This is a genomic window from Burkholderia sp. AU33423, from assembly GCF_002223135.1.
Taxonomy (GTDB): Bacteria; Pseudomonadota; Gammaproteobacteria; order Burkholderiales; family Burkholderiaceae; genus Burkholderia; species Burkholderia lata_D.
Genome location: NZ_NKFH01000005.1, coordinates 571,845 through 593,937 on the forward strand (window position 1 = coordinate 571,845; position 22,093 = coordinate 593,937).

Below are 22,093 nucleotides of genomic sequence, written 5' to 3' on the forward strand. Positions count from 1 at the left end.
GTCAGTCTCCTACCGGTTGACGGTCTCCGCCGCCGCGGTGCGCATCGAGCGCGTGTTTGATGCGACGCAGCGATTCTCGGCCCGCATCGCCGAGCCGCAATGCGACGCCGGTAACGAGCACATCGATCGCCATCATCATCGCGTAGCGCGATGTCGACGGCTTGTAAATGAAATCGGTTTCGAACGCGACGACCGGAATCAGGTGGTCGGCCAGCTTCGCGAGCGGCGACGCCGGCGCGGTGATCGCGATCAGCTTCGCGCCGTAGCGCTTCGCGAGCCGGCAGCTCTCGAGCAGCTCGGGCACGCGGCCGCTCACCGACAGCGCGACGACGACGGTGTCGCGCGACAGCGTCGCGGCCACCATCCGCTGCAGCACGCTGTCCTGGTAGCTCGCGACCGGCCGGCCGAAGCGCACGAGCCGGAAGCGCAGCTCGTCGGCGAGCGCGGTCGAGCCGCCGCCCTGCCCGTACACGTAGGTCATCTTCGCGGCGGCGAGCAGGTCGGCCGCTGCCTCGAACGACGTATTGCGCAGCAACTGATGGTTGTGCGCGAGCGCCACGCGGATCTCGTCGTAGACCATCGACGCGGGGCTCGTATCGTCGGCCGGCGCGTCATCGGACGGCACCAGAAAGCGCTGGCCGACGGCCGCCGCCTGCGCGACGAGCACCTTCAGCTCGCGCACGTCGCGGCAGCCGACCGCTTTCGCGAAACGCGTGACTGTCGCGACGCTGACCTCCGCGTCGCGTGCAAGCGCGCCGATGCTGGCATGCGCGGCGCGCGCCAGGTCGGCGAGGATGAACGCGGCGACCTTGCGCTCGGCTTCGCGCAGCTCGGGCGCACATTCGGCGATCCGCGCGACGATGTCGAGCACCGGCGGAGCGGCCGAAGCCGGATGAAGCTCGGCTGCAAGCGAGGCGGGTGGGGTGGCGGGCGTATTCATCTGCAAAAAGGGGGCGAAGCTCGAGGGTGCGAAGCTCGATGTTACTAAATAACATCACCGCGCCGATGCTACTTTCTGTACCATCGGCGTGTCAACTTCAGTGCAATGCATAGTGATGATGGAGCGGGATGACATGAAAGTTACAAACTATCAGGAAGCGACGATCGATCCGTTCGGCAAGGGCCTCGGCAATCTGCCGAGCGCGAGCGTGCCGCTCGGCGACGCAGGCCGCCTCGAGTGGAACCTGCTGGCGGAAGACGTCAGCCTGCCGGCCGCCGTGCTTTACGAGGACCGCATCGAACACAACCTGAACTGGATGCAGGCCTTCGTCCAGAAGTACGGCGTCAAGTTTGCGCCGCACGGCAAGACGACGATGGCGCCGCAACTGTTCCGCCGCCAGCTCGACGCCGGCGCGTGGGGCATCACGCTCGCGACCGCGCACCAGACGCAGGCCGCGTATCACGGCGGCGTGCGGCGCGTGCTGCTCGCGAACCAGCTGGTCGGCCGCCAGAACATGACGATCATCGCCGGGCTGCTGTCCGATCCCGACTTCGAATTCTTCTGTCTCGTCGATTCGGCGGAGAGCGTCGACCAGCTCGGCCGCTTCTTCGGCGCACTGAAGAAGCCGCTGAACGTGCTGCTCGAACTCGGCGTGCCGGGCGGCCGCGCGGGCGTGCGCGATGCCGCGCAGCGCGAGGCCGTGCTCGCCGCGATCGCGCGCTATCCGGACACGCTGAAGCTGGCCGGTATCGAACTCTACGAAGGCGTGCTGAAAGAGGAAGGCGAGATCCGCACGTTCCTGCAGGAAGCGGTCGCGCTCACGCGCGAGCTGGCCGAAGCAGGCCGCTTCGCGCGTACGCCGGCGATCCTGTCCGGTGCCGGTTCGGCGTGGTACGACGTGGTCGCGGAGGAATTCGCGAAGGCGTCGAACGCCGGCTTCGCGGAAGTCGTGCTGCGTCCGGGCTGCTACCTGACGCACGATGTCGGCATCTACAAGAAGGCGCAGACCGACGTGTTCGCGCGCAACCCGATCGCACGCACGATGGGCGAAGGACTGCTGCCCGCGCTGCAGCTGTGGGCCTACGTGCAGTCGGTGCCGGAGGCGGATCGCGCGATCGTCGCGCTCGGCAAGCGCGACGCGGCGTTCGACGCGGGGCTGCCCGAGCCGGCGCGCCACTTCCGCCCGGGCCGCGACACCGCGCCGCGCGACGTCGCCGCCGCCGAAGGCTGGGCCGTCACCGGGATGATGGACCAGCACGCGTACCTGCAGATCCCGCCGGGCGCGGACGTGAAAGTGGGTGACATGGTCGCGTTCGACATCTCGCACCCGTGCCTGACGTTCGACAAGTGGCGCCAGGTGCTCGTGCTCGATCCGCAGTTCAACGTGACGGAAGTCGTCGAAACCTTCTTCTGACGCCCGTCGCGCACATCGTGCACAACCGCCCCGCCGCTCGCGCGGGGCGGCCGTCACGCGCGCTTCAAGCGGCCGGAGTACACTGCGCTTTCGTCCTCGGGGCCCCAGGCGGGCGTTGCACTTGCCTGTCGCGCGGGCCCTCAACGCAGCTCCACTGGAGAAAGCCATGGCCGCGAAGAAGATCCTGTTCCTGACCGGCGATTTCGCCGAAGACTACGAAACGATGGTGCCGTTCCAGGCGCTGCAGGCCGTCGGCCACCATGTCGATGCAGTCTGCCCGGGCAAGCGTGCGGGCGACAAGATCAAGACCGCGATCCATGATTTCGAGGGCGACCAGACCTACACCGAGAAGCCCGGCCACCAGTTCACGCTGAACGCGGCGTTCGACGACGTCGACGCATCGCGCTACGACGCGCTCGCGATCGCGGGCGGCCGCGCGCCCGAATACCTGCGACTCGATCCGAAGGTGATCTCGCTCGTGCGCGAGTTTGCCGAAGCCGGCAAGCCGATCGCCGCGATCTGCCACGCGGCGCAACTGCTCGCGGCGGCCGACGTGATCCGCGGCAAGCGCATCTCGGCCTACCCGGCGTGCGCGCCCGAAGTGAAGCTCGCGGGCGGCGAATACGCGGACATCCCGGTCGACGCGGCCGTGACCGACGCGCCGTTCGTCACCGCGCCCGCGTGGCCCGCGCATCCGGCCTGGCTCGCGCAGTTCCTCGCGCTGCTGGGCACGCGCATCGAGCTTTGAACCTGAAGTGAATTGAGATGAGATGAAGGGCCGGGCCGGCGGCGAGTTCGCGCCGCCCTGCCCTGCGCTTCAGCGCGCGGCCGGCGTCGAGCCGACGTCCGCGATCCGCGACTCCAGCATCGCCAGCGCGGCCGACAGTGCATTCAGCACGTCGTCCGGCAGTTGCGCCATCGTCTGATCCAGAAACGCCTTGCGGCGCGGCAGGCATGCGTCGAATGCGGCGCGGCCGTCGTCCGTCAGCGTCACGTTGGTCACGCGATTGTCGCGTGCGTCGGATTCACGCTGGATCCAGCCGAGCGCGTCGAGCGACTTCAACTGGCGCGTGAGCGCGCCCGGATCGACGCGCAGCACTTCGACGAGCTTCTTCTGCGACGCATGCCCGCCCATCGTGTGCAACGCGACCATGATGCGCCAGCGCGGCATCGGCTGCCCGACCTGCGCCTCGAACGCGATCATGAACGCGCGATACGTGCGTCCGAATTGCTGCAAGATCGCGACGCGGTCCTGTTCTTCCATGCGCTCAGTTCTACTCGTTCAATCGTTCAGTCGGCCGCGACATGCGGTTCGATCTTGTGCCGCAGCGCGATCGGCGGCACGCGGCGGCACTGCCACACCGACACCACGGCGATGACGGCTGCCATCGCGACGCCCAGGTGAATCGCGCCGACGAGCGATTCGCGGGCGGCTTCCAGCAGCAGCGCGCCATTATGCCCGGCGCGCGTCAGCTCCGCGACGAGACCGCCCTGCGCGGCGCGATCGATCAGGATCTGCGGATCGGCGAGCTGCGCATGCCACTGCATCGCGTGGTCGGCCGACAGCGCCTCGCGCACGCCGCCCGAATACATCTGGTTGACGAGCGTGCCGGTCAGCGCAGTGCCGATCATCCCGCCGACCATCCGCAGCGACTGCAGCAGCGCGGTCGCGATGCCGAGGTGCTCGCGGCCGGCCGTCTGCTGCGCGAACACGGTGAGGTTCGGCAGTACGAAGCCGAGCCCGATGCCGCCCGCGACCATCAGCGCCATCAGCAGCCACTTCGGCGTCGTGTGCGTCGACACGACGATGCCCGCGCAGGTGATCGCGAACAGCACGAAGCCGACGTGCAGCATCGCGTTCGGGTTGCGGATGCGCGTGACGACCCGGCCGTTCATGATGCTGCCGATCGTGATGAACACGACGAGCGGCGTGATCACGAGCCCCGCCTCCTTCGGCGACATCCCGAACCCGCCCTGGAACAGCAGCGGCGCGTAGAACAGCAGCGAGAACATCGAGAAGCCGGCAAGGATCGCCAGCACGAAGAGCGCCGACAGCGCGCGGTTGCCGAACATGTCGAACGGCAAGATCGGCTGCGCGCAACGCTTCTCCCAGCGCCACAGGCCGAAACCGGCCGCAACCGCGACGACGAGCAGCAGCGACGCCCAGCTCGCGACGCCGTACTTCGGCAGCCATTCGACGAACAGCTGCAGCGCGCCGAGCGACAGCGCGATCAGCAGCGCGCCCGGCCAGTCGAGCCGCATCTTGCGATCGTGCTCGACGTGGCGCAGGTGCGGCAGGTAGCGCCACACGAACAGCAGCGACAGCAGGCCGACCGGCAGGTTCACGTAGAACACCGAACGCCAGCCGAACGACTGGGTCAGCACGCCGCCGAGCGACGGGCCGACCGCGTTCGCGATGCCGAACGCGGAGCTCATCAGCACCTGCCAGCGCAGCCGCACGACGGAATCGGGGAACAGGTCGGGAATGCACGCGAACGCGGTGCCGACCAGCATCCCGCCGCCGATCCCCTGCAGCCCGCGCGCGAGCACGAGCATCAGCATGTCGTTCGCCATCCCGCACAGCACGGACGCGCCGGTGAACACGACGATCGACGCGATGACGAACGGCTTGCGGCCGTAATAGTCGCCGAGCCGGCCGAAGATCGGCACCGTGATCACGGAACTGAGCAGGTACGAGGTCGCAACCCACGCGTACAGGTCGAAACCGCGAAGCTCGGCGACGATGGTCGGCAACGCGGTGCCGACGACAGTCTGGTCGAGCGCGACCAGCATGGTGACAAATGAGATCCCGGTCATCGCCAGCAGCGATTCACGGAACGGCAGGACTTGCCCGCTCGAATGGTGGGCGGCAGTATGGACGGCCATTTTTTTGTTGGCGCAACTTTTGACGAGTCAAACAATCTCAAAATTCTAGCACGCCGGAGTAATCTAGGCTGGCGACGGTCAAACCGGACCAGACCGCCAAGGAGAAAGATGGAACCGATTTCAATCACCCCCGCGACCCCGCTGTCTCAGGAGGATCGGGACGCGCTGTGGCGCGCGAAGCAGGTGCTGGAAAGCCCGTCGCTGACGATGAAGCTGACGGGCATGCTCGGCGCGCCGGTCGAGAAAATGATCGCCCGGCTGCCGGATTTCGCGACCGGCAAGATCAACGACGCGACGCAGCTCGCGCTGCGCAAGTGCCTGAACATCGCGCTGCGCACGCTCGGCAAGCCGCCCGGGCCGGACGCCGAACCCGACAAGCCGAGCAACCTGCTGCACAAGCTCGCGGTTGCGACGACCGGCGCGGCGGGCGGTGCGTTCGGCTTTCTCGCGCTGCCGGTCGAGCTGCCGGTGACGACGACGCTGATCTTCCGCTCGGTGTGCGACATCGCGCGCAGCGAGGGTGAAGACCTGGGCTCGGTCGATACGCAGCTGCAATGCCTGGCCGTGCTCGGCATGGGCGGCAACCCGGACAAGCAGGAAGAGGACGCCGATCTCGGCTATTTCGTGCTGCGCGGCGCGCTCGCGCAGGCGATCTCGAAGGCCTCGTCGGACATCACGACGAAGGGCATCGCCGCGCACAGCTCGGCGGCCGTGTTCAAGCTCGTGCAGACGGTGGCGTCGCGCTTCTCGGTGCAGGTGACCGAGCAGATGGCCGCGAAGTCGATTCCGGCGATCGGCGCCGTGCTCGGCGCGACCGTCAATACGCTGTTCATCGACCACTTCCAGCAGATGGCGCACGGCCACTTCACCGTGCGCCGGCTCGAGCGCAAGTACGGCTCGGTGGCCGTCAAGGCCGCCTATCAGGCGATCGACGCCTCGCCGGCCCGCTGAACCGCGCGTTCGACCGCGACGCGGCGCAGGAACGCGGCCGCGCGGTCGAGCGCGTCACGTGCTTCCGGCACCATCGGCGCGTACAGCTGCCACACGTGCGGCATGTCCGGCCACACCTCGATCTCCACCGCGACCCCGGCCGCCTTTGCCTTTTCGGCGACGCGGCGCGAATCGTCGAGCAGCACCTCGGTGCTGCCGACCTGGATATACAGCGGCGGCAGGCCCGCGAAATCCGCATAGAGCGGCGATGCGTACGGATTCGTGCCCGGCTCGTCACCCAGGTACAGCTTCGCGGCCTTCGGCAGCGCCGCGCCCGCGAACATCGGATCGGCGCCGTCGTTCGTGCGCAGGGTCGCGCCGGTGGCGGCCAGGTCGGTCCACGGCGAAAACAGGATCGCGCCGGCCGGCAGCGGCTCGCCGCGATCGCGCAGCGCGACGAGCGTCGCAAGCGCGAGGCCGCCGCCCGCCGAATCGCCGCCGAGCACGATCGACTCGGGCGGCGTACCGAGCGCCAGCAGTTGCCGGTACGCGGCCAGCGCATCGTCGAGCGCGGCCGGGAAGCGGTTCTCGGGCGCCAGCCGGTAGTCGAGCGAGAACGAGCGCACGCCCGCACGCTTCGTCAGGCCGAAGACGAGCGGACGGTGGGTCTTCGTCGAACAGAAGTAGTAGCCGCCGCCGTGGAAGTACAGCAGCGTGCGGCCAGGCCCGCGGCCCGCAACCGAGTCGGTGCGTTCGAGCCACTCGCCGCGCAGCGGCGCGTCGCCCGGGCCATAGCACGGGCGCAGCCGGTAGCCCGACGGCGCACGGCGCGGCACGACCATCCGCAAGTCGGTAAAGCGCCGTGCGCGGGCGGGATCGAGCACCTCGCGCGTGGTCTCGGGCCGGAACTGCCAGCGCAGCAGCCAGCAGGCGAACTTGCTTTGCCAACTCATCGGACGCACTCCGTAATCACAGTGTGACGATGGTACGTGCGATCGCTCCCGCACCGCTCGACAGGTGCCTCTAGATCAAACGCCCGCGCTCAGTTCGCCGGCATCACCTGGCCGCGGATCTCGCCGGCCGGGTGCTCCTTCGTATGGACGTTGAAGTACCACTTGCCGCCCATCAGGTCGGTGACCTGCGCGTCGGTGAGTTCCTTCGAGCCCTTGATCGGGCTCGCCAGTTCCTCCTTCGGAATCGGCACCTGCACGCCCGCGTTCTGGCCGACCGGCGCCGGCCCGTGGAAGTGCGCGGCGGTGGCCGGCCCCGTGAGGTGTTCGTAAGAGACCTTCCACTGCAGCATGTGCGTGGCCGTGTCGTAGGTGGCCTCGACGTCGCCAGAGCCCTTGGTCGCCGTGGGCGGCACTTCACTCGACGGCTGGAGATTGGCGGACAGGCGCACCGTTTCGGCGGCGGCGCTGCCGGCGGCCAGCACGCCCGCGAGTAACGCGACCTGGAGCAAACGCAGCTTGAGCATGGACTCTCCTTGTACGACGTTGTACGCCGCCCGAGCGGGGGCGCCAGATAGGATGGTAGTCGATCGCCGCCGGTCCGGGAGTCCACCGAACGGCCATGCTGCGAATCGCCGCACCGCGTCCGGCCGGCCCGCTCGCGCGGCGCACGGCGCATCAGTCTGCATCAACCTGGAATGGACCTTTGCAGCCGGATGACTGAATCGGCGCGCGGCCTTTCGCTACACTTCGTCTCACAGTTGCTTGTTTCCTTCGTCCGAAGGAGTCTGCGAGTATTCACGCGGCCGCCCGGCCGCGTTTTTTTTGCGCACGCCGCCGTCGGATCCGGTTCACCCCGCAACAGGCATGACGAAGCGACAGCCCCGCTTCACGTCACGCACGATAGCCCGGATCGATGCGATCGACGATCCGCTGCAGCGCGTCGAACGCGTCCTGCCCCGCGCCATGCTTCGGATCGAAATTCAGCGAATCGCGCACGCACCCTTCGAGCACCGGCGGCGCGATCGGCAGCGCGTCGCCGATCGCATGCGTGGCGACCTGCACCTCACATGCACGATTGAGCAGCCACATCAGCGAGAACGTCTGCGCAAGCGTCGCCCCGATCGTCACGGGCCCATGGTTGCGCAACAGCAGCACCGGCCGCCCGCCTGCACTTTCGACGATGCGCCGCCCCTCTTCGAGATGCACGGTGATGCCCTCGAAGTCGTGATACGCGATCTTCCCGTACAGCTGCGCCGAATAGAAATTGGAGAACGACAGCCCGTCGCGCGAACAGCACACGGCCATCGTCGGCGTCGTATGCACGTGCATCACGCAGTGCGCATCGGGCAGCGCCGCATGGATCGCGCTGTGGAACGTGAAGCCGGCCGGGTTGATCGGCCAGTCGGAATGACCGATCACGTTGCCGTCGACGTCGATCTTCACGAGGTTCGACGCGCACACCTCGCGGTAATGGAGCCCGAACGGGTTGATCAGGAAATGACCGTCCTCGCCTGGCACGCGCAGGGAGATATGGTTGTAGATCAGCTCGGTCCAGCCGAGATGATCGAAGATGCGGTAAGCGGCCGCGAGCTGCACGCGCGCCTGCCATTCGGCTTCGGAGAAGCGCGCGGGGCGCGTGAACGGCTGGTTCGGGACACGTTGCATGGGGGAACTCCGGTTGCGACGGCGCGCGGCCACGGCGAGCGGCGGTGCGCATCGTCCATCGTCTGCCGGCGCCGTTCCGACCCGCATTGTGCGAGCGGCCCGCTGGCGCCCTTCACGATTCACATATCGTTGCGCGCACAACCTTATCACCTTTCCCCGCGCACCGGTATCGCGGGTTTTGCCGGAGCCGTTGCCGCCCTTACAACTGGTCGTCGACCGGCAGCAGCGTGAAGATGCCCGTCATCACGTTGCGCAGCAGCCCCGCATGCGGGTCGACGTGATAGGTGGCGGCCTGACCGCCTTCGGTGCCCGTCCATTCGAGCGCGGGCGGGCTGCCGTCGGTCCGCTTCGCGAGCGCGACGCGGTAGCTTTCGTCCGGCTGCGTCACGCGCGCGAAGATCGCCGCGGCCTGCTGCGCGAGCACCGGGCTGTGGATCACGAGCGCGAGCTCGGTGTTCAGGTGCGCGGAGCGCGGGTCGAGGTTCAGCGAGCCGATCACGAGGATTTGCCGGTCGATCACGTACGCCTTCGCATGCAGGCTCGCGCGCGAGCGCGAACCGAACAGCCGCGCGGGCTGCTGGTCCGGCTGCGACTTGAATTCGTACAGCTCGACGCCGCGCTGCAGCAACGGCACGCGGTACGGCGCATAGCCGGCCTGCACCGCGACCGCGTCGGTCGCCGCGAGCGAGTTCGTCACGATCGCGACGCGCACGCCGCGCGCGGCCGTATCCCCGAGGATCTTCACGCCGGCGTCGTGCGGCACGAAGTACGGCGAAAACGCGAGGAATTCGTTCTGTGCGCCGCGCATCAGCTCGGCCAGGCGCTGCATCGGCGGGCTCACGTACGTGTCGGTCGGCCGCGCGATCTTGGTCGGCGCATCGACCTTGAATTCGGCCGGCGCCCATACGAGCTCGAGTTCGTCGCGCGCGATCTGCCGGGCGAGCGGCGTCGCGTTCAGCGGCTTCGCGTTGTACGGATCGGCGTTCTTGCGCCAGTGATCGCGCAGCTCGTCGCGCATCGTGTCGAGATCCTTCGGATCGAACGTCTGCTGATTCAGCACGCGCAGCGGGTAGCTGCTCGCGCTCGCCCAGTAGTCGTCGAAGCTCTTCGAGATGTCGCTCGTCACGGGGCCGGCCGCCAGCACGTCGAGATCGCGGAACTGCAGCGTCGGGCTCGCACTGAAGTATTCGTCGCCGAGATTACGGCCGCCGACGATCGCGAGCTGGTTGTCCGCGATCATCGCCTTGTTGTGCATCCGGCGCGTGAAGCTGTCGATCCGCGTGAAGAAGTTGGCCGTGCGCTCGACCATGCCGCGCTGCGATGCGCCGAACGGGTTGAACACGCGGATCTCGATGTTCTGGTGCGTGTTGAGCGCGGCCATCACGCGGTCGATATCGTGGAAGTTCAGGTCGTCGACCAGCATCCGCACGCGCACGCCGCGATCGGCCGCGTACAGCGCCGCGGCGAGCAGCAGCTTGCCGGTCGTGTCCTCGGTCGCGATGTAGTACTGCATGTCGAGCGTCTTCGTCGCCGCCCGCGCGAGCGCGATGCGCATCTGCAGCGCGGTGGCGCCATCGGCCAGCAGCCGGAAGCCCGACTGCCCCGGATGCGCGGCTTCCGGCGCGGCTAGCGCATCGCGCAACGGTGTCGCGGTATCGGCCGACAACGCGTGGGAGACGGGGCGATCGAGCGAGGTGGCGGGCGGATGCGTCGCGCACGCGGCGAGCGGCAGCAGCGCGCAGACGACCAGCGCGCGGGCCTGGCGGCATGCGGCGCGCCACGACAGCGCGGCCGGTGCGCGCCGGATCAAAGAGGTGAACACGGAAACTTCCTCGACTGGCGGGACAAAAGGCCCGCATGCGCCGCGGCGCGCGGCTGGCGCGCGGTTCCGGCCGATTCTAGTGGGCGCGCGATGAACCGGTCAATCGCGCGGGGCGGCGCCGGCCACTTCGAGGCGCAGGCGTGCCGCCGACTGCCGGGCATCGATGCCCCGCCGCGCCGGAAGCGGCCGCGGGACGGGCCACGCGCCAAAGCGGTCCAACCAATCTCAGGCGCCATCGCCGCTGCGCTCGAAATGGCTGCGCACATAGTCGATATGCGTCTGCATCGCGGTGCGCGCCTCCTCGGGCCGTTGCGCGCAGATCGCGTCGCACACGACGCGGTGCTGCAGCAACAGCAGCTCGGACGCCTGCTCGTCGTGCGTCGTCATGCCCGCCACGTTGATCGAAATGTGCTCGCGCAGCATCCCGATCACGCTCGTATGCAGGTGCAGGAACATCGTGTTGTGCGACGCGAGCGCGATCGCCTCGTGCAGCTTCGCGTCGGTCGCGGCCTCGACTGCCGCGGCGCCGTTCGCGTGCGCGGTTTCGAGCTCGCGCAGCAGCGCACGGATTCGGCGCCGGTCGTTCGCATCGGCGCGCAGCGCGGCGAAATACGCGGTCGCGCCTTCGAGCACGCGGCGGAACTCGAGGATGTCGTCGCGCAGCGCCGGATGATCGGCGACCAGTTGGCCCCACGGCGACGCGATGCCGGCACGCAACTGGTCCGTCACGTAGACGCCCGCGCCGCGCCGGCTCTGCAGCAGCCCGCGCGCGACGAGCCGCTGCGTCGCCTCGCGCACCGTATTGCGTGCGACGCCATATTCCTGCGCGAGCACGCGCTCGGCCGGCAGGCGCGCGCCGGCCGGCCACGTGCCGTCGAGCAGCGCCGTCTCGATCTTGCGCATCACCACTTCGGTCCGGCCCCGTGCCGTCATCGCTGCCATCGTCGCGTCTCCCTGCGGATTACCTGCCACGCCGATTGGCCCAACCAATTTGAGCTGCGGCGCCGTCGCGGGAATTATGCAGCGAAATCGTCGTCCCGCATCCGCATGCCGGGCCGTCGCCTCTGGAGCGAGACATGAACCCAAGGCAGTACCCCGCCGCCACCGCGCACGTCTATCTGTTCGCGACCTGCCTCGTCGACCTGTTCGTCCCCGAAGCCGGGCTCGACGCGGTCCGCCTGCTGGAACGCGAAGGCCTGACCGTCCACTATCCGCGCGGCCAGAGCTGCTGCGGGCAGCCGGCGTACAGCAGCGGCAACCCCGACGAGGCGCGCCGCGTCGCGGCCGCGCAGCTCGACCTGTTCGCCGAACCGTGGCCCGTGATCGTGCCGTCCGGCTCGTGCGGCGGGATGATCCGGCACCATTGGCCGGCGCTGTTCGCCGACGATCCCGTCCACGGCCCCAAGGCCCGCGCGATCGCGGAACGGACCTACGAACTCACCGAATTCCTCGTACACGTGCTCGACGTGCGGCTCGATGCGCTCGCCGCGCCGGCCGGCGCCGACGAGCGCGTGGTGCTGCACACGTCGTGCGCGGCCCGCCGCGAGATGGGCACACGCGTGCACGGCGTCGCGCTCGTCGACGCGCTGCCGGGCGTGACGCGCATCGAACACGAACGCGAATCCGAATGCTGCGGCTTCGGCGGCACGTTCTCGCTGAAGCATCCCGACATCTCCGGCGCGATGGTGCGCGACAAGGTCGCGTCGGCCTGCGCGACGGGCTGCGACCGGCTCGTGTCCGCCGACTGCGGCTGCCTGCTGAACATCGGCCACGCGGCCGACCAATCCGGCGCGCCGCTACCCGTCGAACACCTCGCCAGCTTCCTGTGGCGGCGCACGGCCGGCGCCGCATCGCTGCGCGGAGACAAGCGATGAGCGCGCGCGACGCAATCCTCCAGCGGCTGCGCGCCGCCGCCCCGGGCGTCGCCGCCGAAGCCGCCCCCGCGCTGGACGCGCGCATCGATACGCATTACGACACGCGCCGCGCGCTGACCGAGGCCGCTCGCGATCCTCGCATGCTTGCCCACGCGATGCAGGCCGCGCTCACCGCGTCGCACGCGGACGTCTGGTGCGCGACCGGTGACGAATGGCCCGCGCAGCTCGCCGCGCGGCTCGCCGAGGCCGGCGTGCGCCGCCTGCTGCTCGACCCGGCCCGCGCCGAATCCGCGGCGCTCGCCCGCGCGCTGCCCGACACGGTCGCGCCGGTGCCGTTCGACCGACCGATCGACGCGTGGAAAACCGAACTGTTCGACACGATCGACGCGGGCTTCACCGTTGCGCGCTCGGGCATCGCGGCCACCGGCACCGTCGTGCTCGCACCCGATGCCGGCACGCCGCGCACGGTGTCGCTGGTGCCGCCGCTGCACGTCGCGCTCGTTCACGCGAGCACGCTGCATCCCGACCTGCACGCGGCAGTACACGCGGAGCGCTGGCACGCCGGCATGCCGACCAACCTCGTGCTGGTATCGGGCCCGTCGAAGACCTCCGACATCCAGCAGACGCTCGCCTATGGCGCGCACGGCCCGCGCCGCCTGTGGGTCGTGATCGTCACCGATACGGCAGCCGCCGGCCCGGCCGCCACCGCCCGCGAGGACTTCCCGCAATGAGCGACCACACGCTGCAATTCGTCGCCCCCGGCGACTTCAAGACCCGCGCGCGCGCCGCGCTTGACGATCCCGCGCTGCGCAAGAGCTTCCGTGGCGCGATGGACTTCCTGCAGGGCAAGCGCGCAACGCAGTTCCCCGACGACACCGAGCTGCAGCAGTTGCGCGACCTCGGCGAAGCGGTGCGGCAACACGCGCTCGCGCAGTTGCCCGTGTTGCTCGAACGGCTGGAGACGAAGCTCACCGAAGCCGGCGTGCACGTGCACTGGGCCGAGACGGCCGCCGATGCGAACGCGATCGTGCTCGGCATCGCGCAGGCGAAGAAGGCGCGCCGCGTGATCAAGGGCAAGTCGATGGCGAGCGAGGAAATCGAGCTGAACCACTCCCTCGCGGAGCACGGCGTCGACTGCATCGAATCCGACATGGGCGAATTCATCGTGCAGCTCGCGGGCGAGAAGCCGTCGCATATCGTGATGCCCGCGATCCACAAGACGCGCGGCGACATCGCCGAGCTGTTCGAAGAGCACATCCCCGGCACGCGCTACACCGAGGACGTCGACGAGCTGATCCAGACCGGCCGGCGCGCGCTGCGCCGCGCGTTCGCCGAGGCGGACATCGGCCTGTCCGGCGTGAACTTCGCGGCGGCCGACACGGGCACGCTGTGGCTCGTCGAGAACGAAGGCAACGGCCGCCTGTCGACGACGGTACCCGACACGCACGTCGCGATCATGGGGATCGAGAAGGTCGTCGAGAAACTCGAGCACATCGTACCGCTGTCGAGCCTGCTCACGCGCTCGGCCACCGGCCAGGCGATCACGACCTACTTCAACCTGATCTCGGGCCCGCGCCGCGACGGCGAACGCGACGGTCCGCGCGAGCTGCATCTCGTGCTGCTCGACAACGGGCGCACGCAGGCCTACGCGGACGAGCAGCTGCGCGCGACGCTGCAGTGCATCCGCTGCGGCGCGTGCATGAACCACTGCCCCGTCTATACGCGCATCGGCGGCCACGCATACGGCACGACCTACCCGGGCCCGATCGGCAAGATCATCTCGCCGCACCTGCTCGGCCTCGACGCGACGGCCGACCTGCCGACCGCATCGACGCTGTGCGGCGCCTGCGGCGAGGTGTGCCCGGTGCGGATTCCGATCCCGCAGCTGCTCGTGCGGCTGCGCACCGAGGCGAACCGCAAGCCCGACGAACCCGTCGCGCATCCGCTGCGCGGCCAGGGCGCGAACTACAACCGCGCGGAAGACCTCGTGTGGCGCTTCTGGTCGGGCGCGTTCGCGCATCCGCGTGCGTACCGCGCGTTCCGCTGGACCGCAACGCGGCTGCGTGCGCTGACGCCGGCAAAACAGATGGGCTGGACGCAGCACCGCACGCCGCTCGAACCGGCGCCGCGCAGCCTGTCCGACTTGCTGCGCGCACGCGGCCAGCCCGAATAGCCGTTTCGTTTCTCAAGCCGTATCGACAAAAACCTATGGAGGAGACATCCATGCAGGCCTGGCATCAGATCTACACCCCGCTCGGCAGCCTCGGGCTGTCGGCGTTCGTCGCCGCAATCCCGATCATTTTCTTTTTCGTCGCGCTGGCCGCGCTGCGGCTCAAGGGCCACGTCGCCGCGGCGATCACGCTGCTGCTGTCGCTCGGCGTCGCGATCCTCGCGTACGGAATGCCCGTGCCGCAGGCGCTCGCGGCGGCCGGCTTCGGCTTCGCGTACGGCATCTGGCCGATCGCGTGGATCATCGTCGCGGCCGTGTTCCTGTACAAGATCGTCGTGAAGACCGGCCAGTTCGACATCATTCGCGCGTCCGTGCTGTCGATCACCGACGACCAGCGCCTGCAGATGCTGCTGATCGGCTTCTCGTTCGGCGCGTTCCTCGAGGGCGCGGCCGGCTTCGGCGCGCCCGTCGCGATCACCGCCGCGCTGCTCGTCGGCCTCGGCTTCAAGCCGCTGCACGCGGCAGGACTGTGCCTGATTGCAAACACGGCGCCGGTCGCGTTCGGTGCGATGGGCATTCCGATCATCGTCGCCGGGCAGGTGACGGGCATCGACCCGTTCCATATCGGCGCGATGGCCGGCCGCCAGCTGCCGCTGCTGTCGCTCGCGGTGCCGTTCTGGCTCGTGTTCATGATGGACGGGCTGCGCGGCGTGCGGCAGACCTGGCCGGCCGCGCTCGTCGCGGGCGGCAGCTTCGCGGTGACGCAATACTTCACGTCGAACCACATCGGGCCCGAGCTGCCGGACATCACGTCGTCGCTCGTGAGCCTCGTCGCGCTCGCCGCGTTCCTGAAGGTCTGGCAGCCGCGCACCGCGAAGCAGACGGCAGGCGGCCTCGTCGCGTCGGGCGGCGGCGCCGCGCTCGCGGGCTTCGGCGGTGCCGGCTCACGCAACGGCTTCGGCACCGGCACGAGCCGGCAGGCGTCGCCGTACACGCTCGCGCAGACCGTGCGCGCGTGGTCGCCGTTCCTGATCCTGACGGCCGTCGTCACCGTATGGAGCATCGCGCCGTTCAAGGCGCTGTTCGCCGCGCACGGCGCGCTCGCGTCGACCGTGCTGAAGTTCCATGTGGCGGGGCTCGACCAGCTCGTCGTGAAGACCGCGCCGATCGCCGCGACGCCGAAGGCGCTCGACGCGGTGCTGAAGATCGATCTCGTGTCGGCGGTGGGCAGCGCGATCCTCGTGACCGCGCTGATCTCGATGGCGCTGCTGCGGATGAAGCCGCGCGACGCACTCGTCACGTTCGGCGAGACGCTGAAGGAACTGACGCGCCCGATCCTGTCGATCGGCCTCGTGCTCGCGTTCGCGTTCGTCGCGAACTATTCGGGGATGTCGTCGACGCTCGCGCTGATGCTGGCCGCGACCGGCGGCGCGTTCCCGTTCTTCTCGCCGTTCCTCGGTTGGCTCGGCGTGTTCCTGACGGGCTCGGACACGTCGTCGAATGCGCTGTTCTGCTCGCTGCAGCAGGCCACGGCCCATCAGCTCGGCGTGCCCGAGACGCTCGCGGTGGCCGCGAACACGACGGGCGGCGTGACCGCGAAGATGATCTCGCCGCAGTCGATCGCGGTCGCCTGCGCGGCGACGGGCCTCGTCGGCAAGGAATCGGAGCTGTTCCGCTTCACGGTGCGGCACAGCCTGCTGTTCGCGGTGATCGTCGGGCTGATCACGCTCGCGCAGGCGTACGTGCTGCCGGGGATGGTGCCGTAAGCGGCGCCCGCCCCAAAAACAAAACCCCACGCCCGGAAGAGCGTGGGGTTTTTCATGTCGCCGCTTGATCGCCCGCCGCGGCAGGCGACCGGTTGCGCGATCAGCTGCCCTTCGCGATGCGATCCTCGATGTGCTGCGCACGGCTCGCCGACGACGGGTGCGAATCCATCATCGAGCTCTTGCCGCCGTCCAGCTTCGCGAGCTTCTGGAATGCGGTGACGAGGCCCTTCTGGTTCATGCCCTTCTGCTTCATCAGGTCGAACGAGTAGTCGTCGGCCGCGCTTTCCTGCGTCTGCGAGAACTGCGCGTTGATGAACTTCTCGGTGATGTCGCCGAGCTGCGAGCTCGTCAGTGCCGCCACGCCCGGCGATGCCGCGCCGGCCGCGGTGCGCGCCGCGCTGACCGCGTAGGCCGTCTGCATCGCCTTCTTCGAGTGACCCAGGGCAACGTGGCCCATTTCATGGCCGATCACGCCGCGCAGCTCGTCGTCGTTCATCTGGTCCATCAGGCCGCTGTACACGCGCACGCAGCCGTTGCCCATCGCCCACGCGTTGACGTCCTTGGTCATGTAGACCTTGTAGTTGATCTTCTGGCCGTTCAGCGTCATGTCGCCGAAGCCCTTCATCACTTTCGTCAGGCGCTTCGCGTACGCGCTGTTCGCCGGCGCGATCTTCGATTCGGCATCGCTCGCCTTGCACGAGTCGTTCGACAGTGCGGCGATGTCGCTGTCCGACAGCGTCGCTGCCTTGTACAGGCTGGTCCCCGCCGACGTCAGGCTGTTCGCGTCAAGGCTCTGTACCCCGCCGCACGCGCTCAACAGAAACGCCACGCCACACGCTGCCACCGCTTTCTTGAGTTGCATCCCGGAATCCCTCGATAGTTGTATTTGGGAGCGGCGATTTTGCATAATCCGGCAGAAAATTACCAGATGTTTACATCCGATGACACGTTGATTACTCAACAAACAGGAACGAAGCGGCGCGCCGACAAGGGATTGACGACGGAAAACGGAGCAATCGCCGCAGCCGGGCGGCGACCGGAAGGGGAAACGGGCGGGCTCAGGCGGTCTGGTCGTGGCGTCGCGTCAGCCGCCGTGCGAACAGCATCGGCAGCCGCACCGCGAAACCGGTGAACAGGCGCAGGTGCATCCACGCGAGCAGCGCGTTGTCGCGGCCGTAATGGAAGTGCGAGACGCCGCCCTCGTGCCGGCCGAAATAGCGCACCGGCGCGTCGATGCGGATCGGCCGCACGCCGGCCCAGCACAGCCGCACGGCCGCCTCGGGATCGAAATCGAAGCCGCGCATCCACGGCTGGCGGCGCATGATCGCGGCCAGCGGCGCGACCGGATACACGCGAAACCCGTACAGCGAATCGCCGATCCCGGCCCACAGCGTCTCGAGGTCGGCCCATGCGTTCGACAGCCGGCGGCCCTGCACGCGCAACTGCGGCGCACTCGCGTCGAACTTCGGCACGCCCAGTACCATCGCGTCGGGCGCGGCCTGCGACGCGGCCATGAAAGCGGGAATCAGGTCGGCCGGATGCTGGCCGTCGGAATCCATCGTCAACACATGCGTGAAGCCGCTCGCGGCCGCCGCGTCGAGCCCGGCGAGCACCGCGGCGCCCTTGCCGCGGTTCTCCGGCAGCACGATCACGCGCAACCCCGGGTCGCGCTCGGCCATCGCCTGCAGCCGTTCGGCGCTGCCGTCGGTGCTGCCGTCGACGACGACCCACACCGGATTCCACTGCGCGCGGGCATTGCGCACGGTCGTGTCGACCTTGGCGCCCGGGTTGTAGCTCGGAATCAGGACGAGATGGGTGGACGAGGCGTGCAGCTTGGACATGGAAACGGCCGATTGCGAAGACGGGGATCCTGACAAAAGTTTATGACTTGCCGGCGACCGTCGGCAGGCTTCGTCGACGTCTCCCGCGTGCGGGGCCGGTTGCTCGATCGTGAGGTTTTCTCGCTTCATGACAACCATGCCTCCTCATGACCCGCGCTGGCCTCGATCTCGACCAGCAGGTCGTCGCGGCACACGTCCGCATGAACGACGAGCGGCCGCACGCCGGGGCCGGCCGCCTCGCGCAGCACGTGCTCGATCGCGGCCAGCGCCGTGGCATCGCCTGCGTCGCGCACGTAGACGCGATAGCTCAGGTCGGCGAGCGAGAACGGGCCGTGCCCCTGGCGCGCGGCCTGCTCAAGCACGGCCGCGAGGTTCGCGACCGTCTCGCGCGTTTGCGCGACGACGTCGCCGTGATGCACGGTGCGGTGCCCGACGATGCTCGCGGTGCCCGACACGAACAGCACCGGCGCGGCATCGCCTTCCGACCATGCGGCGGCGCGCGCGAACGTCGGCGCACGCGGGCCGTACTCCGCCGGATAGTGATATGCGCTGACCTGGCGCGGGTTCTCGACCGGATCGGCCGGCGTGCGGCTCGCGAGGAAATGGATCGCGAGCGGCGCGGCCTGCGATGCATCGCCCGCGACCGGCACGACCGAGCCGAGCGCACATGCGGCCGGCACGCCGCCCGTCAGTGCGCGGCGGCACGCATCGAACGCGTGCTGGCGGCCGATATTGAACTGACGATAGCGCTCGATCCCGAACTGCACGGCATTGATCGCCGGCACGGTATTCCAGATGCGCAGCGGATGCGGCATGCCGAGCGAATCGAGCACGTCGAACAGCGTGTGGTACGCGTCGTGGGTCGCGCGTTCGAGCGGTGTGCCGCTGTCGTGCGATTCGTTCGCCTCATGTGCTTCTTCGTGCACGAGGATGCTACCGAACACGAGGCCCGCCGTTTCGCTGTACCGATAGTGCAGTGCGCCGCGCCGTTCGCTGCGCAGGTCGCGCGCATGGCATTGCCAGATTTCGCAGACGGCGTCGTCCGGCGCGATGCCGGCGCCGAGCAGCGTCATCGGCACCGGTGCGACCGGCAGGTCGGGCACGACATCGGCCAGCATCCGTGCCGCCGCGTCCGCTCGTGATTCGGCGTGCGATGCCGTGCCCGCGCCAATGCACACCGCACCCAACGCGCCGGGAAACGCGCGCTCGAATCCATCGCCACGACCACGCGCATCGTGCGGCAACGCGGCGAGCCGCGCATGGCTCATCCGGACGAGCCGCAGTGCGCGGCCGCCGCCGTGCGCGAGCGCTTCTTCGCCCGATCGCGATGCGGTCGGCCCGGCCGCCGTCTGCCCGCGCACGACGGGCGCGGCAGAGGACGACAGGGAACACGGGCGCCGTTCGGCGTCGACTGGATGCACGGACACTTCGATTTCCTCACTATGCGGCGCAGGCCGCGCAACATCGCGGCCTGCGCCGCGTTGCGTTACGTCACGCCGACGCTGCGCGCTTCGTCAGGCGAGCCCGCCGTTGACGGACAGCACCTGCCCCGTCACATAGGCCGCGGCGTCGGACACCAGGTACGCGACCATCGCCGCGACTTCGTCGGGCCGGCCCGCGCGCTGCGCGGGCACGATCTGCTTGATGCGTTCGGCGGGAAACGCGTGCTCGGCCATCGGCGATTCGATGATGCCGGGCGCGACCGCATTCACGGTGATGCCGCGCGACGCGAGCTCCATCGACAGCGACTTCGTCGCGCCGATCAGCCCCGCCTTCGCGGCCGCGTAGTTGACCTGCCCGCGATTGCCGGTCACGCCGGCCACCGACGCGATGTTGACGATCCGGCCGCGCCGCGTGCGGATCATCGGCAACAGCAGCGGCTGCGTGACGTTGAAGAAGCCGTTGAGCGTCACGTCGAGCACGCTGTGCCACTGTTGTCGCGACATGCCGGCCATCGGCGCATCGTCGTGAATGCCTGCGTTGTTGACGAGGATCTGCACCGGCGCATCGTCGATGAACGGCTTCAGCGCGGCGAGCGTCGCATCGGCGTCGGTCACGTCGAACGCGATCGCGTGCGCGGAGCCGCCGGCCGCGACGATCTGCTGCGCGACGGCCTCCGCCTGCGCGAGATGGCGGTTCGCATGGACCCACACTTCATGGCCGGCCTGCGCGAGCGCCGTGCAGATCGCCTGCCCGAGTGCGCCGCTGCCGCCCGTCACGAGCGCCCGCATCGAATTGCTCCGTTCATCGCGTTCCACCTCGATCGACGCGGCCGCGTATCGTCTGTCGATCGCGGCCGCCTGCCGTCATCATCTGCGCGTCGCGCCCGTGCGCGGACGCCGTCACTTCGTGCGGTGCGCGGCGACGTACGCAGCCAGCGCACCGAGCGTCGCAAAGATCTTCTGGTTGTCCGGATTGTCCGAACGCAGCTCGAAACCGTATTTCTTCGAGATCAGCAGTGCGATTTCCAGGATGTCGATGGAGTCGAGCCCGAAACCCTCGCCATACAGCGGGGTCTCGGCCGTCACGGTGTCGAGCGTGACGTCTTCGAGATTCAATTCGCCGATGATCAGCGTGGCGAGCTCTTGTTCCAGTGCGTTCATCATGCGTGCGGGCAGGCGGCCCGTGGCAGCGGAAGGTGCCCGGAAACGGCAATCGCCATGCACGCCCGGCGCGTGCGAATCTCCGTCCCTCCGGCGTCTGCCGGCTTCCCCGCCTGCTTTATTTGGGGATCGTTTGTAAAAGTTACGCGGATTCTAGACGAACGGGTATCGGGCCGTATACCGCCAATGGTTACAGACTGGCGAGCCGGCTCCGCGGCCCGTTTCGGGACCCGAATGCACGAGACGCTTGAGCCGCTTCGGATGGAAATGGACCGACCCCGCGAAACCGTTCGTCCGGCGCCATACAATCGGTTACAAAACCCGTTCGCGCCCGCCCCGAACACGCCGTGCCGCGGCCCTAAAATGAGCGTGCCCGACCACCGGCCCGGACACGCGTCCCGGCCGCCATTCATATGATGTTTGACGGCCCGACCACCGCGTCCGGCCACGATCCGCCCGATGTCGCCAGTCATGCCGCGCCTGTCCTTCCGCTCCGTTCCGGTTCGCCCGTCCGTCCGCTGCCGCCCGGCCGCCGGGCACGCGTTCGCGCGCCGCGTGTGCGGAGGCCGCCGATGAGCCGGCTGCTGCCCGTCGCGCGCGGCATCGCCGCGGTCGGCGCCGTCGCGGCGTACCAGGCCGGCGCGCACTATGCGGCCGCGACGCCCGGCGCGCACGGCTTCGGCCTCGCGATGGCGCTCGTGCCGCCGCTGCTGCTCGCACTCGGCGCGGCGCTGCGCTCGCCGCATCGCGCGTGGCTCGTGCCGGCGTGGCTGCTTGCCGCCGCCGCGCTATGGGTCGCGCGCGTGCCGCTCGCCCGGCATTTCGAATGGGGCCTGTATCTGGAACACGCAAGTTTCAACCTCGCGATGGCGCTGCTGTTCGGCCGCACGCTCGCCGCCGGCCAGGTGCCGCTGTGCACGCGCTTCGCGACGATGATCCACGGCGCGATCACGCCGGCCGTCGCGCGCTACACACGGCAGATCACGCTCGCGTGGACGCTGTTCTTCGTCGCGATCGCCGCCGTGTCGACGCTGCTGTTCGCGACCGCGCCGATCGTCACGTGGTCGACGTTCGCGAACTACCTGTCGCTGCCGCTCGTCGCCGTGATGTTCGCCGCCGAGCATGCGTGCCGGCGTTTCGCACTGCCGCACGAACCGCGGCCGCGCATGGTCGATGCGGTGCGCGCGTATCGCGCGACGACTCACGCATCGCAGCCGTCACGATGAATT

21 protein-coding genes are annotated in these 22,093 nt (G+C 68.8%); 8 read left to right on the top strand and 13 right to left on the bottom strand.

Annotation, left to right across the window (positions count from 1 at the left end; translation table 11 throughout):
- Position 1: 1 nt before the first annotated feature.
- Positions 2-940: a MurR/RpiR family transcriptional regulator gene (locus CFB50_RS15180; RefSeq protein ID WP_089446392.1), complete on the bottom strand. Its 939-nt coding sequence runs from the start codon at positions 938-940 to the stop codon at positions 2-4.
- Positions 941-1,073: 133 nt separating this feature from the next.
- On the opposite strand from CFB50_RS15180, the gene CFB50_RS15185 reads away from it, so the two are divergent.
- Together CFB50_RS15185 and CFB50_RS15190 are read left to right on the top strand one after the other, a co-directional pair.
- Positions 1,074-2,354: an amino acid deaminase gene (locus CFB50_RS15185; RefSeq protein ID WP_089446393.1), complete on the top strand. Its 1,281-nt coding sequence runs from the start codon at positions 1,074-1,076 to the stop codon at positions 2,352-2,354.
- Positions 2,355-2,520: 166 nt separating this feature from the next.
- A complete protein-coding gene (locus tag CFB50_RS15190) occupies positions 2,521-3,102 on the top strand; it encodes a DJ-1/PfpI family protein (protein ID WP_021161332.1) in 582 nt (193 codons plus the stop codon).
- Between the two features lie 69 nt (positions 3,103-3,171).
- Here the strand turns inward: CFB50_RS15190 and CFB50_RS15195 are convergent, their stop codons facing one another.
- Both CFB50_RS15195 and CFB50_RS15200 read right to left on the bottom strand, forming a co-directional pair.
- Positions 3,172-3,618, bottom strand: coding sequence for a MarR family winged helix-turn-helix transcriptional regulator (locus CFB50_RS15195; RefSeq protein ID WP_089446394.1), 447 nt, complete (start codon positions 3,616-3,618; stop codon positions 3,172-3,174).
- Between the two features lie 26 nt (positions 3,619-3,644).
- Positions 3,645-5,240, bottom strand: a complete 1,596-nt coding sequence (locus CFB50_RS15200) for an MDR family MFS transporter (protein WP_089446395.1) — start codon at positions 5,238-5,240, stop codon at positions 3,645-3,647.
- 108 nt (positions 5,241-5,348) lie between these two features.
- Between CFB50_RS15200 and CFB50_RS15205 the strand changes: the two genes are divergently transcribed.
- Complete coding sequence (locus tag CFB50_RS15205) at positions 5,349-6,191, top strand: EcsC family protein (protein WP_089446396.1); 843 nt, start codon at positions 5,349-5,351, stop codon at positions 6,189-6,191.
- On the opposite strand, the gene CFB50_RS15210 is transcribed toward CFB50_RS15205, so the two are convergent.
- From CFB50_RS15210 to CFB50_RS15230, 5 genes are all read right to left on the bottom strand, one after another.
- Complete coding sequence (locus CFB50_RS15210) at positions 6,161-7,123, bottom strand: alpha/beta hydrolase (RefSeq protein ID WP_089446397.1); 963 nt, start codon at positions 7,121-7,123, stop codon at positions 6,161-6,163. The genes CFB50_RS15205 and CFB50_RS15210 overlap by 31 nt on opposite strands.
- An 89-nt stretch (positions 7,124-7,212) precedes the next feature.
- Positions 7,213-7,647: a CHRD domain-containing protein gene (locus tag CFB50_RS15215; RefSeq protein WP_069248846.1), complete on the bottom strand. Its 435-nt coding sequence runs from the start codon at positions 7,645-7,647 to the stop codon at positions 7,213-7,215.
- A 367-nt stretch (positions 7,648-8,014) separates the two neighbouring features.
- On the bottom strand, positions 8,015-8,788 hold the full coding sequence (locus tag CFB50_RS15220; protein ID WP_089446398.1) for a class II aldolase/adducin family protein: 774 nt from the start codon (positions 8,786-8,788) through the stop codon (positions 8,015-8,017).
- Positions 8,789-8,987: 199 nt separating this feature from the next.
- Complete coding sequence (locus CFB50_RS15225) at positions 8,988-10,610, bottom strand: phospholipase D family protein (protein ID WP_089446399.1); 1,623 nt, start codon at positions 10,608-10,610, stop codon at positions 8,988-8,990.
- Positions 10,611-10,835: 225 nt separating this feature from the next.
- Complete coding sequence (locus CFB50_RS15230; protein ID WP_069248848.1) at positions 10,836-11,552, bottom strand: FadR/GntR family transcriptional regulator; 717 nt, start codon at positions 11,550-11,552, stop codon at positions 10,836-10,838.
- Positions 11,553-11,686: 134 nt separating this feature from the next.
- On the opposite strand from CFB50_RS15230, the gene CFB50_RS15235 reads away from it, so the two are divergent.
- The 4 genes from CFB50_RS15235 to CFB50_RS15250 are packed head-to-tail and all read left to right on the top strand — an operon-like array spanning position 11,687 to position 16,420.
- Complete coding sequence (locus CFB50_RS15235; RefSeq protein WP_089446400.1) at positions 11,687-12,484, top strand: (Fe-S)-binding protein; 798 nt, start codon at positions 11,687-11,689, stop codon at positions 12,482-12,484.
- Complete coding sequence (locus CFB50_RS15240; protein ID WP_089446401.1) at positions 12,481-13,215, top strand: LutC/YkgG family protein; 735 nt, start codon at positions 12,481-12,483, stop codon at positions 13,213-13,215. Before CFB50_RS15235 ends, CFB50_RS15240 begins: the two co-directional genes overlap by 4 nt.
- Entirely contained in the window at positions 13,212-14,657 is a 1,446-nt protein-coding gene (locus CFB50_RS15245) for a LutB/LldF family L-lactate oxidation iron-sulfur protein (RefSeq protein ID WP_089446402.1), read from the top strand. Before CFB50_RS15240 ends, CFB50_RS15245 begins: the two co-directional genes overlap by 4 nt.
- 50 nt (positions 14,658-14,707) lie before the next feature.
- Positions 14,708-16,420, top strand: a complete 1,713-nt coding sequence (locus CFB50_RS15250; RefSeq protein WP_089446403.1) for a lactate permease LctP family transporter — start codon at positions 14,708-14,710, stop codon at positions 16,418-16,420.
- A 100-nt stretch (positions 16,421-16,520) separates the two neighbouring features.
- Here the strand turns inward: CFB50_RS15250 and CFB50_RS15255 are convergent, their stop codons facing one another.
- The 5 genes from CFB50_RS15255 to CFB50_RS15275 form a co-directional block, all read right to left on the bottom strand.
- Entirely contained in the window at positions 16,521-17,282 is a 762-nt protein-coding gene (locus tag CFB50_RS15255; protein WP_089446404.1) for a M48 family metallopeptidase, read from the bottom strand.
- A 196-nt stretch (positions 17,283-17,478) separates the two neighbouring features.
- Positions 17,479-18,261, bottom strand: a complete 783-nt coding sequence (locus CFB50_RS15260) for a glycosyltransferase family 2 protein (RefSeq protein ID WP_089446405.1) — start codon at positions 18,259-18,261, stop codon at positions 17,479-17,481.
- 125 nt (positions 18,262-18,386) lie between these two features.
- Complete coding sequence (locus CFB50_RS15265) at positions 18,387-19,688, bottom strand: chorismate transformation enzyme, FkbO/Hyg5 family (protein ID WP_089446406.1); 1,302 nt, start codon at positions 19,686-19,688, stop codon at positions 18,387-18,389.
- A gap of 87 nt (positions 19,689-19,775) precedes the next feature.
- Entirely contained in the window at positions 19,776-20,492 is a 717-nt protein-coding gene (gene fabG / locus CFB50_RS15270) for a 3-oxoacyl-ACP reductase FabG (RefSeq protein WP_089446698.1), read from the bottom strand.
- Between the two features lie 111 nt (positions 20,493-20,603).
- The gene (locus CFB50_RS15275) at positions 20,604-20,864 is read right to left on the bottom strand and encodes a phosphopantetheine-binding protein (RefSeq protein WP_069249366.1); all 261 of its coding nucleotides are present in this window, start codon (positions 20,862-20,864) and stop codon (positions 20,604-20,606) included.
- 572 nt (positions 20,865-21,436) lie between these two features.
- On the opposite strand from CFB50_RS15275, the gene CFB50_RS15280 reads away from it, so the two are divergent.
- Complete coding sequence (locus CFB50_RS15280; protein WP_089446407.1) at positions 21,437-22,090, top strand: hypothetical protein; 654 nt, start codon at positions 21,437-21,439, stop codon at positions 22,088-22,090.
- Positions 22,091-22,093 lie beyond the last annotated feature (3 nt).